This is a genomic window from Paractinoplanes maris (assembly GCF_023544465.1).
Lineage (GTDB): Bacteria > Actinomycetota > Actinomycetes > Mycobacteriales > Micromonosporaceae > Actinoplanes > Actinoplanes maris.
The window spans coordinates 588,043-603,784 of record NZ_JALPVL010000005.1 but is presented as its reverse complement, the minus strand read 5'-3'; the positions used below and the strand labels follow the sequence as shown (position 1 = coordinate 603,784).

Annotated in this window: 15 protein-coding genes; 4 read left to right on the top strand and 11 right to left on the bottom strand. The window is 72.2% G+C overall.

Features of this window, described 5'->3' with window-relative positions; translation table 11 throughout:
- Positions 1-14: 14 nt before the first annotated feature.
- From NAG42_RS17865 to NAG42_RS17855, 3 genes are read right to left on the bottom strand one after another with little or no spacing between them, the layout of a single operon-like run.
- Complete coding sequence (locus NAG42_RS17865) at positions 15-1,031, bottom strand: acetamidase/formamidase family protein (protein WP_250031428.1); 1,017 nt, start codon at positions 1,029-1,031, stop codon at positions 15-17.
- A complete protein-coding gene (locus NAG42_RS17860) occupies positions 1,028-2,434 on the bottom strand; it encodes an APC family permease (protein ID WP_250031427.1) in 1,407 nt (468 codons plus the stop codon). The genes NAG42_RS17865 and NAG42_RS17860 overlap by 4 nt, the downstream gene beginning before the upstream one ends.
- Positions 2,435-2,444: 10 nt before the next feature.
- Entirely contained in the window at positions 2,445-3,644 is a 1,200-nt protein-coding gene (locus tag NAG42_RS17855) for a serine hydrolase domain-containing protein (RefSeq protein WP_250031426.1), read from the bottom strand.
- 135 nt (positions 3,645-3,779) lie between these two features.
- Here NAG42_RS17855 and NAG42_RS17850 point away from each other — a divergent pair, with 135 nt between their 5' ends.
- Positions 3,780-5,153, top strand: coding sequence for an SGNH/GDSL hydrolase family protein (locus NAG42_RS17850; RefSeq protein ID WP_250031425.1), 1,374 nt, complete (start codon positions 3,780-3,782; stop codon positions 5,151-5,153).
- A 108-nt stretch (positions 5,154-5,261) separates the two neighbouring features.
- Here the strand turns inward: NAG42_RS17850 and NAG42_RS17845 are convergent, their stop codons facing one another.
- The 4 genes from NAG42_RS17845 to NAG42_RS17830 all read right to left on the bottom strand — a co-directional run bounded on the left by NAG42_RS17845 (position 5,262) and on the right by NAG42_RS17830 (position 8,829).
- Entirely contained in the window at positions 5,262-5,717 is a 456-nt protein-coding gene (locus tag NAG42_RS17845) for a hypothetical protein (RefSeq protein ID WP_250031424.1), read from the bottom strand.
- 66 nt (positions 5,718-5,783) lie between these two features.
- Positions 5,784-7,349 carry a M28 family metallopeptidase gene (locus NAG42_RS17840; RefSeq protein ID WP_250031423.1) on the bottom strand — a complete coding sequence of 522 codons (1,566 nt, stop codon included), beginning with the start codon at positions 7,347-7,349 and terminating at the stop codon, positions 5,784-5,786.
- 291 nt (positions 7,350-7,640) lie between these two features.
- Entirely contained in the window at positions 7,641-8,297 is a 657-nt protein-coding gene (locus NAG42_RS17835) for an anti-sigma factor (RefSeq protein WP_250031422.1), read from the bottom strand.
- Positions 8,251-8,829, bottom strand: coding sequence for an RNA polymerase sigma factor (locus NAG42_RS17830; RefSeq protein ID WP_250031421.1), 579 nt, complete (start codon positions 8,827-8,829; stop codon positions 8,251-8,253). Before NAG42_RS17830 ends, NAG42_RS17835 begins: the two co-directional genes overlap by 47 nt.
- Before the next feature lie 271 nt (positions 8,830-9,100).
- On the opposite strand from NAG42_RS17830, the gene NAG42_RS17825 reads away from it, so the two are divergent.
- Positions 9,101-9,916, top strand: coding sequence for an ATP-binding protein (locus NAG42_RS17825; protein WP_250031420.1), 816 nt, complete (start codon positions 9,101-9,103; stop codon positions 9,914-9,916).
- Positions 9,917-9,928: 12 nt separating this feature from the next.
- Here NAG42_RS17825 and NAG42_RS17820 read toward each other — a convergent pair whose 3' ends face one another.
- A complete protein-coding gene (locus NAG42_RS17820) occupies positions 9,929-10,660 on the bottom strand; it encodes a GAF and ANTAR domain-containing protein (protein ID WP_250031419.1) in 732 nt (243 codons plus the stop codon).
- 48 nt (positions 10,661-10,708) lie between these two features.
- Positions 10,709-11,425 carry a GAF and ANTAR domain-containing protein gene (locus NAG42_RS17815; protein WP_250031418.1) on the bottom strand — a complete coding sequence of 239 codons (717 nt, stop codon included), beginning with the start codon at positions 11,423-11,425 and terminating at the stop codon, positions 10,709-10,711.
- Positions 11,426-11,989: 564 nt separating this feature from the next.
- Between NAG42_RS17815 and NAG42_RS17810 the strand changes: the two genes are divergently transcribed.
- Positions 11,990-12,814, top strand: a complete 825-nt coding sequence (locus NAG42_RS17810) for an ATP-binding protein (RefSeq protein WP_250031417.1) — start codon at positions 11,990-11,992, stop codon at positions 12,812-12,814.
- A 26-nt stretch (positions 12,815-12,840) separates the two neighbouring features.
- Here NAG42_RS17810 and NAG42_RS17805 read toward each other — a convergent pair whose 3' ends face one another.
- Together NAG42_RS17805 and NAG42_RS17800 are read right to left on the bottom strand one after the other, a co-directional pair.
- Positions 12,841-13,293 (bottom strand): DUF5994 family protein, encoded by a 453-nt coding sequence (locus NAG42_RS17805; RefSeq protein ID WP_250031416.1) that lies wholly within the window; start codon positions 13,291-13,293, stop codon positions 12,841-12,843.
- A gap of 123 nt (positions 13,294-13,416) precedes the next feature.
- Positions 13,417-14,790 carry an NAD-dependent succinate-semialdehyde dehydrogenase gene (locus NAG42_RS17800; protein ID WP_250031415.1) on the bottom strand — a complete coding sequence of 458 codons (1,374 nt, stop codon included), beginning with the start codon at positions 14,788-14,790 and terminating at the stop codon, positions 13,417-13,419.
- A 71-nt stretch (positions 14,791-14,861) separates the two neighbouring features.
- Here NAG42_RS17800 and NAG42_RS17795 point away from each other — a divergent pair, with 71 nt between their 5' ends.
- Positions 14,862-15,740, top strand: a complete 879-nt coding sequence (locus NAG42_RS17795) for a LysR family transcriptional regulator (protein WP_250031458.1) — start codon at positions 14,862-14,864, stop codon at positions 15,738-15,740.
- Positions 15,741-15,742 lie beyond the last annotated feature (2 nt).

Below are 15,742 nucleotides of genomic sequence, written 5' to 3'. Positions count from 1 at the left end.
GGATCCGGCTCCTCTCAGCGGGACGTGGACTGGTAGTCCCGGGCCGAGCCGCGGAGGCGGGCGTGGATTCCGTCGTAGGGCCGGGCCGGGCCCAGGTAGGACTTGGCCACCTTGGCCAGCATCGTGTAATTGGGGTCGCAGACGTTGCCCACCGGCGCCTCGCCGGCCTGGCTGATGAGCTGGTAGGCGTCGAGCGTGTCCAGTCCGATCAGGCCGGCCGTCCAGGTGACCAGGTCGTGCTGGCTCATCCGGTACGCGTCCTCGAGCGGCCGGGCCGACCCGGCCGACATCAGGGCGGCGTCGGTCTCGAAGCGCGGCGTGGGGGTCGGCACCCCCTTGACCAGGTCGAGGATGACCACCGTGTTCATGGCCGCCTCCACCCCCGTACCGCAGACCTCGCCGTCGCCCTGGCGGCAGTGGCCGTCGCCCAGGGCGAACAGCGCACCGGGCACGTTCACACCGAAGTAGGCCGTCACCCCCGCACGCAGCTCCGGCGTGTCCAGGTTGCCGCCGTGGGTGTCGGGCACGATCGTCATGCGGCTCTCGAACGCGGCCGGGGCCACTCCCGCCGTACCGTGCATGGGGTCGAGGGGAAGCTCGACGCTGTAGTCGCTGCGCCGGGCCTGATAGCGCACCGTGCCCGCGGCGACGTCCACGTCGTAGCGCCACACCAGCTCGTCGAGCGGCGCGTGCAGCATCGCCGTGGTGTGGGTGCCGGTGAGCGCGCCGAAGTGCGGGAAGGTCGACGACACGGCCCAGTCGCGGGCCGGCACGATGTCGACGAAGTGCACGGCCAGCGTGTCGCCGGGCTCGGCTCCCTCGACGTGGATCGGACCGGTGACCGGGTTGAGGTAGGGGAACTCGCACACCACCGACGGGAGGTCGCCGACGTCGCGCACCCGGCCGCCGAAGCAGTCCTCGGTGTACAGCTCGACCACCGTGCCCGGCGCCACCGAGAGGACCGGCTCCCGTCCGCCGAAGGTGTAGGCCAGTTCCTCCGGGCCGGGGCGGTAGCTGACGACCTCGGTCATGGGTTCTCCTGCCCGGTCAGGCCGGCCAGGGTCGGGCGCCGGCCGGTCACATAGAAGACGATGAGCACGATCACGCCGACGCCGAGCCAGGCGAAGCCCAGGGTCTGCGCGGCGATGTCCGCGTTGATCACCACGTACAACAGGATAAGGAAGCCGATCACCGGGACGACGAGGTGCCGCCACCAGTCCCGGCTTCCCTGCCGTACGACGTAGTGGATCACGACCGCGACGTGCAGGGCCAGGAATGCGGTCATCGCGCCGAAGTTCACCAGCGTCGACAGCAGCGAGATGCCGTCGTCCCGGCTCGCCATGTAGAGGCCGAGGGCCAGCGAGATCGCCGCCACGAGCAGGGTGGCGTTGGCCGGCACCCGATGCCGTTCGCTGATCCGGCTGAGGAACCGCGGCATCTGCCCGTCGCGGGCCATCGCGTAGAGCAGCCGGCTGGTGGCCGCCTGGGCGACCAGCGAGTTGGCGAAGCCCCAGGCGATGGCGGTGGCCAGCGCGGTCAGACTGGCCAGCCAGCCGCCGCCGGCCGCCCGGGCCGCGTCGTAGAACGCCGTACCCTCGGGGTCGCCGTCGGCCAGCAACCCGGGCGCGTCCGGCACGAGCAGCGCCGCGACCCAGGTCTGCACGACGAACAGCGAGCCGGCCAGCAGCAGCGCGCCGACCATGGCCTGGCCGATCTGGCGGGCCTCCTCACGGCTCTCCTCGGCCAGCATCGAGATGCCGTCGAAACCCAGGAACGACAGCACGGCGATGGACACCGCACCGAAGACCACCGACCACGAGAACGTGTCCGCGTTGTAGAGCGGGCTCCACGAGAAGCCGGCACCCTTGCCGGAGGCCAGCGCCACCACCCCGACGACCAGGAAGATCGCCAGGATGATGACCTCGGCCACCAGCATGATCCGGTTGACCCGGGCGGTCATCCGGATGCCCAGGTAGTTGACGACCGTGTTGAGCAGGACGAAGGCCACCAGCCAGAGCCAGACCGGGACGGCGGGCACCAGCGAGTGCATGGCCACACTGGCCACGAGATAGAGAAGACCGGGCACGAGCACGTAATCGAGCAGGATCACCCACCCGGCCAGGAACCCGACCGGCGGCGCGATGCCCCGCCCGGCGTAGCTGTAGACCGACCCGGCCATCGGGAAGGCCTTGACCATCTGCGAGTACGACAGCGCGGTGAACATCATCGCCACCATGCCGATGACGTACGCGAGAGCCACCATCCCGCCGGACCCGCTGTACACACTGCCGAAGATCCCGAACGGCGCGATCGGCACCATGAAGATGAGGCCGTAGATCAGCAGGTCGGTGAAGCTCAGCGACCGGCTGAGCTCCTGCCGGTAGCCGAACTGCTGAAGATCGGCCGCAGCCGGTCCGTCCGACGCTCGAGTCATGGCGACCTCCTCAGGCTGATGCCCGCACGGTAGCCCCGATGATCGGTGAGTGTCGATGGCCGGCGAGCGGATCGGGGGCGGTCCGGCCGAACATGCGGCACACGGCGATGGTGAGTGCCCGGTTGAGGACGGGCCACAATGCCGCGTCGGGCTCGGTCGGCATCATGATCACCACGCTGCGGCGACCCACCCGGTCGGTGTAGGTCCAGGAGATGTATCCGAGGATGCCGCCGTTGTGGCCGTAGGCCGTGCCGCAGGACGGATACGTCTCGACGAACAGGCCCAGGCCGTAGCCGAAGTCCGGCGTCACCGGGACGGCGGCCAGCAACTCCTTGCGCTGAGCCGGGGCGAGCAGGCGTCCGCCCAGGACCGCCTCGTAGAAGGTCCGCAGGTCGGCGGCGTTGGAGGTCATCGCCCCGGCGGCCCAGACCGCGGACGGGCTGACGGGCGTCACGTCGACGTAGCCGGCCCCGGTCAGCGACGGCGGGGCGTAGCCGTGGGCGTGGTAGCCGGCGATCCGCGGGGTGCGGGGGAACGCGGTGCTGCGCAGGCCCAGCGGTTCGATGATGCGATGCCGGACGAGCGACTCCAGGTCGCGTCCGGCGGCCTTTTCGACGATCAGGCCGACCAGGAGGTAGCCGGTGTTGGAGTAGGCCCAGGGGCTGCCGGGCGGGCCGGTGGGCGGGTGGCTGGTCGCGACGGCGATCAGCTCGCGCGGTGTCCAGAGCCGGGTGCGGTCGGCCAGGAACGCCGCGAGGAAGGTCTCGTCGGCGGTGAAGTCGAACAGGCCGCTCGTGTGGTTGAGGAGCATCCGCAGGGTGATGTTCTGCCCGTTCGGCACCAGGCCGGGCAGCCAGCGCTCCACGGTGTCGTCCAGTCCCAGTTCGCGCTGCCCGACCAGTTGGAGTGCGGTGACGGCGACGAAGGTCTTGGTGGCGCTGCCCACCCGGAACCGCGCCGTCGGCCGCAGTGGTTGCCGGGGCTGCAGCCGGGCCACGCCGCTGGTCAGCTGGACGGTACGGGTGCCGTCGTCGACGACGGCCAGCGCGCCGGTCGCGCCCGCGGCCACGATGTCGTCGAGCGCGGCTTGCAGCACGGGGTCGCCCCGGGTGGACGACGGCGAGGCCGGCGCGGGCACTGCCACCACGACGGCCGGCAGCACCAGTGCGGTGCAGAGGGCGAGGAGCGTACGTATCGACGAATGTCTCATGTCCCTCACCGTGGCACCGCCGACCGCGTCGCACAGGCGACCGATCATCCAATATGTGCCTGTCCAGGGCGGAACGATTGATCGGGCCCCGGGCCGGTGGTAACGATGGTCGTCGATGACTTCCTAGGGGGTGCCATGCGAGTCGCTCGGATCAGCAAGGCCATGGCCACGGTCGCCGCGTTTGTTCTGCTCACGCCGGTGGCCGCCGCGCAGGCGCGGGGGAACGCCTGGGGTGCCGGGTGGGCCGGGTCGGCTCAGGGGGTCTATCCGGTGGGGTATTCGGTGGGCCAGCCCGGACCGGTGGGGCCGGCCGGGCCCGGGAACACGGCACCGCTGCTGACCGGAGCCTTCCCGGACAACCAGGCGCATGATCAGACGCTGCGGATGACCGTGCACCCTAGCGTCGAGGGCACGGTCTGGCGGGTGCGGCTCAGCAACGAGTACGGCACCCGGGCGGTGACCTTCGGGCGGGCGTACGCCGGGTTGCAGTCCATCGGGGCCACCGTCGTGCCGGGCACCAACCGGCCGCTGACCTTCGGCGGCCGGGGATCGGTCGTCGTCCCGGCCGGGCGAACCGTCCTCAGTGACCCGGTGCGGGTCCGGGTGACCGACGCGCCGTCGCAGCGGCTCGCGATCAGCCTCTTCGTGGCCGGTGAGAGCGGGCCGATGACGTGGCACGCCGCCGGGTTCACCACCTCGTACGTCTCGGGGCCGGGCGCCGGCGACCGCACCGCCGACCCGGGGGAGACGGCGTTCCCGCACTCGACCACCTCGTGGTTCTTCCTCTCCGAGGTTCAGGTGCAGGCGCAGCGGGAGGAACGGGCCACTGTCGTCGCGTTCGGCGACTCGATCACCGACGGCTTCTTCTCCACGATCAACGGCCACGACCGGTGGCCCGACGTGCTCCAGCGCCGGCTCGACCGGCGGGGCGACGTCACGGTCGTCACCGAGGCGATCGGCGGCAACATGGTCACCCGGATCGGTCGTACGCCGGGCGGCTGCACACCCTGTGACGGGCCGCCCGCGCTCGACCGGCTCGACCGCGACGTCCTGCAGCGCCCGGGTGTGCGCGTGGTCATCCTGCTGGAGGGCATCAACGACCTCGGTGGCGGCAACGCGACAGCGGCCCAGGTGATCGACGGTTACCGGGAGATCGTCCGCCGGGTGCACGCGCGCGGAATCAAGATCGTCGGCGCCACGCTGACGCCGTCCGCGGGCACCGAGTTCGGCCTCTACGGCACCCCCGAGACCGACGCCAAGCGCCGGGCCGTCAACGACTTCATCCGGACCGGCGGGGTGTTCGACGGGGTGGCCGACTTCAGCGCGGTGACCGAGGACCCGGCCCGCCCGGGCCACCTGCGACCCGAGTTCGACACCAACAGCAGCGTCGGCGGCCCGGGCGACCACCTGCACCCCAACCGGGCCGGCTTCCTGGCCATGGGCGGGGCGGTCGACGTGGCTCAGATCGAGCGCTGGGCCACCGGCGTCAAGGCCGCGGCGGCGCGGTAGAGCAGCGGACGACGCGGGTGGGGACGGTGACCCCGCTGAGCCCGACGGGGCGCGGTCCCGGCCGAGGTTGCCGGGTGCTGACGGCGACAGCGCGCCGGCCGGCGGAGGTCAGGCTCGGCGGACGGCGACGGCGACGCGTTGCGGGGTGGCATAGATCGTGCCCGCCCAGCCGTCGGTGTCGCGGAAGGAAAGGCTGGTGGCGTCGGGACCGGCCTGGTCGGCGACGATCGTGAACGCGCCGCGCCCCAGCTCGCGGCGATAGAACGACAGCACGGCCTCGGGGTCGGGCGCGGCCAGGGTGAACGAGGCGCCCGCCTCGGAGTCGGACAGGGCGGTCACGCGACTGCCGGGTGGCAGCCGGAAGGCTTGCGGCACATTGCGTACGGTGGTCTCGGCCCGGGCCACGGCCTGGACGTCGCGCGAGGCCGTGCGGGTGCCGGCGGCCGGCGCGATCGCGGCGGACTCGCTGTGTTCGCGCTCGGTGGTGGGCGGGCTGCCGCAGGCGCCCAGCCCGGCGGCGGCCAGCAGGGTGGCCACGACGGTGGCGATGCGCCTCGCGATCATCTGCCCATTCTCGGTCATAAGGTCAAGGATGTGCCCGGCACCGTGATGCCGGGCACATCTCCGCTGTCAGCTGAGCGCGCTGTGCACGCTCGGCGCCGCCGATCGTGCGGCCACCGCGGCCGGCCGCGGCGGGATCGACGAGGTGTCCTGGGCGAACGTGGCCACCGCCGTCGCGATCGCGTCGGCGTTGGTGTCGAGCGCGAACGTGTTCAGGTTGCCGAGCAGCTGGTTGCGGTAGGCCTGCCGCAGCTGCCGGTAGACCGCCGCGTCAGCGCCGTCCCGCTCCGGCGTGAAGCTGTCGCACGCCTGGTGGTAACACGGGTCGTAGGCCAGACCGGCGACACCGCCCCACTTCGCCACGTCCTCCGCGGTCTTCTCGACCTCGGCCCCGGTGAAGAGTCCACCGGCCGGGATGCCGGAGGCGATGAACGGGCCGTAGTCGGAGCGGCCGCTGAAGTCCGACGCCGCCGTGGCCTGACCGCGCGCGGTGAAGAAGCGCTGGAAGACCTGCTCGATCTGCGCCGAGCCGGCCGGTCCGGGCCCGGCGCCGGTGGCGTCCGAGTCGTCGCCGTCGTACACGCCGAACGTGTAGTTGGGCGAGCCGATCATGTCGAAGTTCAGGTAGAGCGCGATCTTCGCCGCCTCCGCCTCGGGCAGGCTGTTCACATAGAACGTCGAGCCGACCAGGTTGGCCTCCTCGGCGCCCCACCAGGCGAACCGCAGCTTGTTCTTGGTCTTCTGGTTGCGCATCTGCAGCGCCACCTCGAGGATGCCGGCGCTGCCGGTGCCGTTGTCGTTGATCCCCGGACCTTCCGGTACGGAGTCGAGGTGGGCGCCGGACATGACGACCTCGTTCGGGTCGCCGTACCGCGACTCGGCGATGACGTTCTCGGTCTGGCGCACCTGAGCGACGGTGTCGGTCGTGATGGTGACGGTCAGACCCGCCGTGCCGGCGAAGGCGACGCCCTGGGGGTACGAGATCCCGATGGCCGGAATGCCGACCGGCTCACCGAGCGTGCCCAGGAAGACGTCCTGGCGGTCCGGCCCGTCTGTGTTGCCCTGATTCATGATGATGACGCCGGTCGCGCCGGCCGCCTGAGCGTTGGCCGCCTTCTGACCGAACGAGCAGGTGCCCCGCTGGACGAGCGCGATGTTGCCGCTGACGCCGACGAAGTCCTCCGCCTCGCAGCCCGAGGTGCTGGTGTTCGGCGTCGTCAGCTCCAGGTCCACCGGGACGACGGAGCCGGTCGCCGTGCCGCTGCCCGAGCAGTCCAGGACGTCGTAGTCCTCCTGGTCGACGTAGGTGGTCGGGGTCGGCGCCGTCTGGGCGAACGACGACCCGTTCTCGGTGCAGAAGTTGAACGGGAACGGCTGCCGGGTCACCTTGTATCCGGCCGCCCGCATCAGCGCCGACACGTAGTCGGCACTGCGCTTGTATCCGGGCGTCCCCGAGGCCCGGGTGTCGCCACTGAGCTTGGCGATCGCCTGGAACGCCACAAGGTGCCGCAGCACCCCGGCCAGCGTGACCGCCTTGGTGATCTCCTTGGTCGAGCTGCTGCCGGACGACGCCTGCGCGGGCCCGGCGGCGACCAGCCCACCGAGCAGCACCGCCGCGGCGGCCGCGCCCCCCACACGTCTCCATGCCGATCGAGACACCACGATGTGTCCATCCTCTCCAGCGTTGGCTGTGAATATCCAGCAACCTAGATCCCCTACGCTGGGTGCGGAACCGGTCACTCGGCCAGCCGTTGCCGCCTTCCGGCCCACAGTCGACGGTGGGCATCCATTGACGTCTATCGAGTTCGGCGCCGAGCAGACGAAGATCGCCGGTGTTCAGCCGGCTGAGCTGAGGTGGAGCCGGGGCGGGCGCGAGGACCCTTGGCGCGCCCGCCCCGGCGGTCATCGGCGACCTCGCGGTCGCGGTCAGGACGTCAAGGTGCCCCGGAGCAGGCTGCGGCCGGAGTGGGTGGCGTCGCCGTCGTGCGGCTCGTCGCTGACGTCGACCAGGCTGTATCGGTTCATGTCGACGCCGGCCGGCACCGGCAGCACCTCGTCCGGCCGGTCGCCCAGGTTGCCCAGAGCCACCATCCTGGTCAGGTCGTCCGGGTCGATCAGCCACACCTCGTGGAAACCGGTGGTCAGGGGCAGATTGCGGACCTCGATCCGCATCTGCCCGTCGGCGAGCACCCGGACGCTGCCTCCGGCGCCCGCCGGCACGGTGGCCAGCGGGGTGAGCGTGGCCCGGGCGACGACCTGCTCGGCCGGCGCCCGGAAGAACGCCACGGCACCGGCGACGGCGACCACCGCCGCCACGGCGGCCGCCATCGCCGGCACCAGCCGGCGGGGCCGGCGGCGCCGGGCCGGGCCGGCGATCTCGGACTCGATCGCCGACCAGACGTGCTCGGGGGGCGCCGGCAGATCACGCAGGTCCTGCAGCTCGGCGCCGATCCCGGCCACGTCGCGCAGGGCGGCGAGGTCGTGGCGGCAGGCGGCGCATCCGTCCAGATGATCCGACTCGTCCAGCCCGGGCTCGTCAGAGAGCGCGAGTAGGACCAACCGATCGGGATCCAGATGGTGCACCGTCAACCTCCCAACGTCGTCGCAGGTTCGCCATTCCGCGCCGGATATGGCTCTTGACCGTACCGAGCGGCAGCCCGGTGACGGCCGCTATCTGGTGGTGGGTCAGGTCGTCGAAGAACGCCAGTTCCAGCGTGCGCCTCTGTTCCTCGGGCAGCCGGCCCATCTCGTCGGCCACGACCAGCCGGTCCACAACCCGTTCCGGGGTCTCCCGGCCGTCGGGGGGCACGAGGTGGGCCCGTACGGTCTCGGTCACCCGATCATCGCGCGCCGCCGACCGCATCCGGTCGACGGCCTTGCGCCGGGCGATGCCGAGCAGCCAGCCCAGCATCGTGCCGCGCTGAGGGTCGTAGCCGTCACGGCCGGTCCAGGCGGCCACGAACGTCAGCTGGGTCACGTCCTCGGCGTCGGCGCGATTGCCCAGCAGTCGCTGGGCCAGATAGAACACGGCTGCGCCGTGCCGGTCGTAGGCGGCACGCAGCGCTCTCTCGTCACCGCCGCGCAGCCGCGAGGCGAGCTCGTCGTCGGAGTCCATCGGCGGTGATTCGGTCACCCGGCCGGTGCGGATGGGTAGAGATTTTAAACCTAGCCTCCTAGGATGCCTCAGGCAGAGTGACATCTCCGGCGGGACGTAGCCCGTCCGAAGGTTGACTCGACGGTGAGGGTCGATCTAGGGCTGGTTGCTCTATGTTTGGGTCATGCGGGGAGGTTTCTCCTCGCCGGCTGCTCCAGACCTCGGCAGTGCACTCCTATGGACTATGTGCTCGGGAGCAGCCGTGCTTGCGAATGCCGATCGTGGCCGATCGATGGTTACCGCCGCCGGGAACCGGGACCGCACACCCCCGCTCAAGCCGCCCCATCTGCTCACCACCCTGACCGATCGTCGTGGTGTGGCGGTGGCGGTCACCGGCGAGGCGACCACCGCCGTGGTCGAGATGGCCGCCCATGGTGAATGGTCGCCGCAGTTCGGCAACCAGATCTCCGCCTGCCTGCGGCTGTGCCTGGCCGGCCCGTCCCTCTTCACCATCATCGACCTGCATCATCTCGACGATCCGCCGGGTCTCAGCATGCCGTTCTGGGCGGCGGCCTGGAGCCGCGCCCGGCTGGCGGCGTCGCCGGTCGAGCTGATGTTCTGCGTGCCCGGCACGAGCTCGCTGGGCCGGCGGTTGCGCGTCGTCGACGGACCGCGCTTGTTTGCCGGCACCGCGCAGGCGCGTCTCGCGGTGGCCCCGATGGTGTCCCGGACCGATCGGTTGCAGGTGCGGCTGGAGCCGCGGCCGGATCGCGTACGGGTCGCCCGTGACCTGGTGAAGCAAGCTTGTCGCGACTGGGGCCTGCCCCATCTGCTGCACGACGCCTCGCTGACCGCGTCCGAGCTGGCCGCCAACGCGGTCGAGCACGCCGGCAGTGACTTCGTCGTCACGCTCTCCCGTCAGGCCGACCGGCTGCACGTGGCGGTGCAGGACGGCGCGCGCGCGTTCCCGCGTCTGCACCGACCGGCGGCGGCCGGTCCGGCGGCTACCCCCCGAGGTCGCGGCCTTCTGCTGGTGGACGCGGTCGCCGCCGCGTGGGGAGCTATGCCCACCCGCGGTGGCAAGGTGGTGTGGGCCACGCTGATGTGACCCGCCTCGCGGTCAGCGGACGATCATCCGCGCGGCCAGGCCGGGCTCCTCGGTGATGGCCCGGGCGACCTCGGTCAGTTTGCGGTTGTGATCGCGGGCGAATCGGCGGATCACGGCGAACGCCTCGTCGACGGTGACCCGGCACGCCTGGGCGACCGCGCCCTTGGCCTGCTCGACGACGATCCGGCTGTTGAGCGCGCCCTGCAACTGCTCGGTCAGGATCTCGCTCTGGCTGATCGTGCGTTCCTGCAGCAGCCCGATCGTCGCGATGTCGGTGAGGGCTTGCATGATCGGGACGTCGGCGCCGGTGAAGGTGCCGCCCTTGGTGTCCCCGAAGACGTTGAGCGCGCCGATCACCCGCTCGCGGACCCGCATCGGGAAGGCGTGCACCGATTGATAGCCGGCCGAGGTCGCACGGGGGGCGAAACGGGGCCATCGGCCGGCGGCCGCCGCGAGGTCGATGTTGATGACCGGTTGTCCGGTGGTGAACGCCTCCAGGCAGGGACCCTCCTCGTTCTGCAACTGGAACAGCTCGAGCATCCGGGCGCCCTCGTCGGAGGCGGCCATGAACTCCAGACGCCCGCGCGGGTCGGCCATGACCAGTCCGGTGGCCGCGGCGCCGACCAGGTGGGTGGCGCGCTCGGTGAGCATGTGCAGGAACTCGATGAGGTCGAAGTCGTCGACGAGAGTGTCGGCCGCCTCGACGAAGATCGCCGCGAGTCGTTCCGCGGATACGGTGGTCATGCCAGCCTCCCGGCTTGCCGTGCACTGTCGCGGTCGTTCATGAGCAGGTCAGTCCTTGTCGAGGTGCAGACGCCGGGCGACGATGTCGCGCGCCACGTCGTCGAGGGGGCGATTTTCGGCATAAGCGTGGGCGCGCATCCGGGACAGCGCCTCGCCGAGGCTGACACCGAGCTGGACCATCACCATGCCCTGGGCCTGGAAGATCTCGGCACGGTGCCCGACGTCGACGGCCGCGGGGGCGTGCGTCACGTCGCTGTTCCCGGCCCCGACCTGCCGGTCGAGCAGCACCTCCACGGTCAGGTCGGCAAAGGTCAGGGCCAGCGGGACCTGCTCGTCGGTCAGCGGGCCGGCCTGGTGCCGCAGCACGTCCAGGATGCCGAGGCGGGCCGCGCCGACCTGCAGCGGAAAGGCGAACACGGCCCGGATGCCGTCCTGCATGGCCGCCGAGGCGTAACTGGGCCACCGGCGGTGCACCGCACTGCCTCCGAGGTCAGCCACCAGGACCGGCCGGCGTGCGGCGAACGCGTCGATGCAGGGGCCCTCGCCCATCACGAACTGCAGGTCCTCGACGCGTTCGCTCAGCGGGTCGGACGCGGCGCAGACCCCGCGGGTGCCGTCGTCGGTCATCACGCTGATGCCGACGCCCGAGGCGGACAGCGCCTCGGCCGCGGTGCGGCACAGGTGGGTCAGGAAGTCATCGGTGGCCATGCCCGGCCGGGTGGAAGCGGCGACGAGGCGGCGAACGGTCCGAGCCGGATCATCCATCGGTGCCACCACCGGGATCGGCCCGCTCCGGCCTGCCGCCTGATCGGCTGCCCGACGCTTTGTGCCACATGTCGGCACCCTTTCCGTGGGGTGCCGCCGAGGTCGAGGCAGCAGATCCGCGGGTAGCCTACCGCGCCACCGACATGCTGTCGGTCGCGTGACGGGAGGAACTCGGCCCTGGCCGGCCGGCGCCGCGCGGCGCGCACACGAGGGCGGCGGGGTCGACGCGGGCGGCACCCGCCACCGCTGCCGGTGCACTGTCTCGCGCAGCAGAAGTGCCACCGGTTCACTGTATCGAGATGCGCGCTCCGGGCCAGGCGTGCTCCCGGCACGCTGCCGCCCGCCCGGTCGGCGACCGTCACCCGTTGGTGAGCGCCAGGCCCGGTCCCGGTGAGATAGCGTGGCTGTGCCGGATGTCCGTTCCCGGTCCTGCTGCCCCGGTCCCCGGTAGCGCATCGAGCGCGCCGAAGCCTGGGGAGCAGCTGTGGTCGTCGTCGATCGCCACGTGAGAAATTTATTGACCGTGCGACCGGCCGGTCGCGCCGTGCGAGTCGCTGTCGCACCGTGACCGCGGCGGGCGCTGAGGCGCAGGAACCGTCGACCGAGCCTCCACACCTGCTCACCGCGGTCGCCGAGAGGCTCAGCCCGCGGGTGATCGTGACGGGCGACGCCGGTCTGACGATGGTGGAGGTCGTGGTGCGCGGCCGGTGGTCACCGCGGTCGGGTGAGCAGGTCTCGGCAACGCTGCGGATGTGTCTGGCCGGACCGTCGACCACCATCGTCGTCGACCTGCACGATCTGGGCGACCCGCACGGGTCGAGCCTGCCCTTCTGGCTGGCGTTCTGGCGACAGGCCCGGTTCGAGACCGTGCCGGTGCACGTGACGTTCAGTATCGCGGCCGCGACCGCGTTGAGCCGGCGCCTCCGGTATCTGCGCGGACCGCAGCCACGCGTCTACGCCACGATGCCGGAGGCGCGCGCGGCAATCGCCGGGCGGCGCGGCCGCACCGATCGTCTGCAGGCCCGCTTGGAACCTCGAGCGGCCTCGGTCAAGGCCACCCGGAACCTGGTCTCGCAGGCGTGCCACGCGTGGGGCCGGCCGAAGCTGGTGCCGGACGCCTGGCTGATCGCCTCCGAGCTCGCCGCCAACGCGGTGGAGCATGCCCGCACCGACTTCCTCGTCACCATGTCGTGCAACGGCACCCGGCTGCATGTGGCGGTCCACGACGGCGTCAGCAGGTTTCCGGCCGCGAACGAGCTGAGGCTGGCCGGCCGGCCGATCGCGCGGGCCGACCGGGGACGGGGCTTGCGGCTGGTCCACGCGACGGCTGCCGCGTGGGGCGCGGTGCCGGCGCGGGACGGCAAGGTGGTCTGGGCCGCCGTGGCGTGACCGCGGAGCGGGATCGGGCGGGGCGGTCAGCCGGTGTGCTCGACCGCGGCCAGGAGCTCGGGCGTGTGGCGGTGGTTGGAACCGTCGGCCGCGGTGGTCAGGGCGGTGTCAGCCGACGCCGGGGTCGCGTCCGGCGGGACGACCAGCAGGTCGAAGCGGTCACGTCCGAAGTCGGTCATGACGGTGATCAGTCCGGCCGGCTGGGAGGTGAACCAGCCCAGCCGCACGGCCCGGCCGCCCGCGCCGACCCGCCGCGGATGCGGCTCATCCCATTCGTCGGCGTTCAGCAGAACGTGCGTGATCTCGCCGCGCCGGCCGGCCAGGGCGTCGACCAGAGCGGGAAGCTCGGCGACCGCGTCGGTCGATCGGGGCCACCAGGCTCCGTCGAGGAGGGTGGTCCGGGACGGGACGGGGTCCAACCGCAGGCGTACGGCGTCGTCGGGAGCTCGTGGGGTGGGGGTCATCGTGGTCGTGGTCATGGGGTGCCCTCCTGTCGCGACAACCGCGCCATCGAAGGGCGGGCGCGATGCGCTCGTCGGAGGAGACGTCGAGAAGCCGATGTGCTGTCACCGTACGCTCCTCAGGCCGGGCACCGTGCATCGCTACCACGCCACGCTGAAGTACTGGGTCTCCAGGTATTCCTCCAGACCGGCCCGGGCCCCCTCGCGGCCGAGGCCGCTCTGCTTGACGCCGCCGAACGGGGCCGACGGGTCGGAGACCAGGCCGCGGTTGACGCCGACCATGCCGGCGTCCAGCGACTCGGCGATCCGCAGCGCCTCGGCCAGCTCGGCGAAGACGTACGCGGCCAGCCCGTATTCGGTGTTGTCGACCGCGGCCAGGAGGCCGGCCAGGTGGTCCCAGACGACGATGGGGGCGACCGGGCCGAAGATCTCCTCGGCGAGCAGCGGGTCGTCCGCCCCGAGTCCGGTGAGGACAGTCGGCGGGTAGAAGTGCCCGGCGCCGGCCGGGGCCGGGGCGCGGTGGGCGATCACGGCGCCGCGGGCCACGGCGTCGTCGACCAGCCGGGTCACGCCGGTGAGGGCCCGGGCCGAGATGAGCGGGCCGATGTCGTGGCCGTCGTCGGCCGGACCGACCCGCAGCGCCTCGACGCGGGCGCCGAGCCGGGCGGTGAACTCGGCCGCCACGTCGGCGTGCACGTAGAACCGGTTGGCCGCGGTGCACGCCTGACCGCCGTTGCGGAACTTGGCCAGCATGGCGCCTTCGACGGCGGCGCCGAGGTCGGCCGAGGCGGTGACGATGAAGGGGGCGTTGCCGCCCAGCTCCATCGACGTGTTGACAACCCGGTCGGCGGCCTGCCGGAGCAGGAGGCGGCCGACGCCGGTCGAGCCGGTGAAGGAGATCTTCCGGACCCGGGGGTCCTCGAGCCAGGCGGTCACCACACCGGCCGCGTCGGTCGTCGGCACGACCGTGACCACGCCGTCGGGGATGCCGGCCTCGGTGATCAGGCGGGCGATGGCCAGCGCGGTCAGCGGGGTCTCGGCGGCCGGCTTGAGCACCACGGTGCAGCCCGCGGCCAGGGCCGGTGCGATCTTGCGGGTGGCCATCGCGGCCGGGAAGTTCCAGGGCGTCACGAGGGCGGCGACACCGACCGGGCGGTGGGTCACGATCGTCCGGGTGCCGCCGGCCGGGGAGGGGCCGTATTCGCCGTGCGGGCGGACGGCTTCCTCGGCGTACCAGCGGAAGAACTCCGCGGCGTAGGTGACCTCGCCGCGCGCGTCGGCCAGTGACTTGCCGTTCTCGCGCGCGATCAGCCGGGCGAGGTCGCCGGCGTCGCGCAGCATCAGCTCGCGGACCCGGGTGAGCAGCTCACTGCGGGTGCGCGGGGCGAGCGCGGACCACTCGGGCAGCCGCTCGGCCGCGGCGTCGACCGCGGCGACGGCGTCGGCCGGCGTGCCGTCGGCGATCTCGGCGATCACTTGACCGGTCGCGGGGTTCTCGACAGTGAAGACGGACATGGGGCCAGCGTGCGCGACGCCGATCGGTGCCGTCCAAGACTCGTTCGGCACTATTCTCATGCCCTGTGAGCATGGATCTGCGGCTGCTGCGCTATTTCGCGACCGTGGCCGAGGCCGGGTCGGCCACCCGGGCGGCGGCGTTGCTGCACGTCAGCCAGCCGGTGCTCTCCCGCCAGCTGCGCCAGCTGGAGCGGCAGCTGGGGCTGCGGCTGTTCGAGCGGGAGGGCCGGCACCTGCGCCTGTCGCGGGCCGCCGAGGACTTCCTGCCCGAGGTCCGGGCGTTGCTGCGGCAGGCCGAGCGGCTGGAGCGGGTGGCCGGGGACCTGGCGGCCGGCCGCCTCGAGGCGCTGCACATCGCGGTGCCCACGACGACCCTGTCCGACCTGCTGGCGCCGTTCCTGGCCACCCTCGGGGCCGGCGACCCGGTGCCCCGGGTGCGCGAGCTCGACCCGCGCGGGGCCGTCGCGGCGGTGCGCGCGGGCGCCGACCTGGCCGTGGTGACCCGTCCGCCACCCCCGGCGCTGGCGTCGCGGGCCTTGGCCGTGCTGCCCGTGTGGGCGTACGTCCGCGCGGACGATCCCTGGGCGGCTCGGGCAAAGGTGGCGGTGGCCGATCTCGTCACCCGCCCCCTGGTGCTGCTCACTCCCGAGTTCCGGCCGCGGGCGCTGCTGGACGCGGCCTGCGACGCGGCCGGGGTGGCCTACGGCGAGGTCGTCGAGGTGGGCAACGCGCAGGTGGCGCAGGCGGTCGCCGCCGCCGGCCGGGGGATCGCCGTGGTCACCGACGACCCGCGCTTCGGCCTCGTCCCGCTGCGCATCGACGGCCCGGAGATCCGGCTCTACGCCGCCTGGGATCCCGGGCATCACGCGGCCGCGACCCTGGCCGCGCTGGCCGCGCGGCTGTCGGAGTTCGCGGTGGAGCGCTACGGCGCCGAGGTCCGGCCCGGGTGACG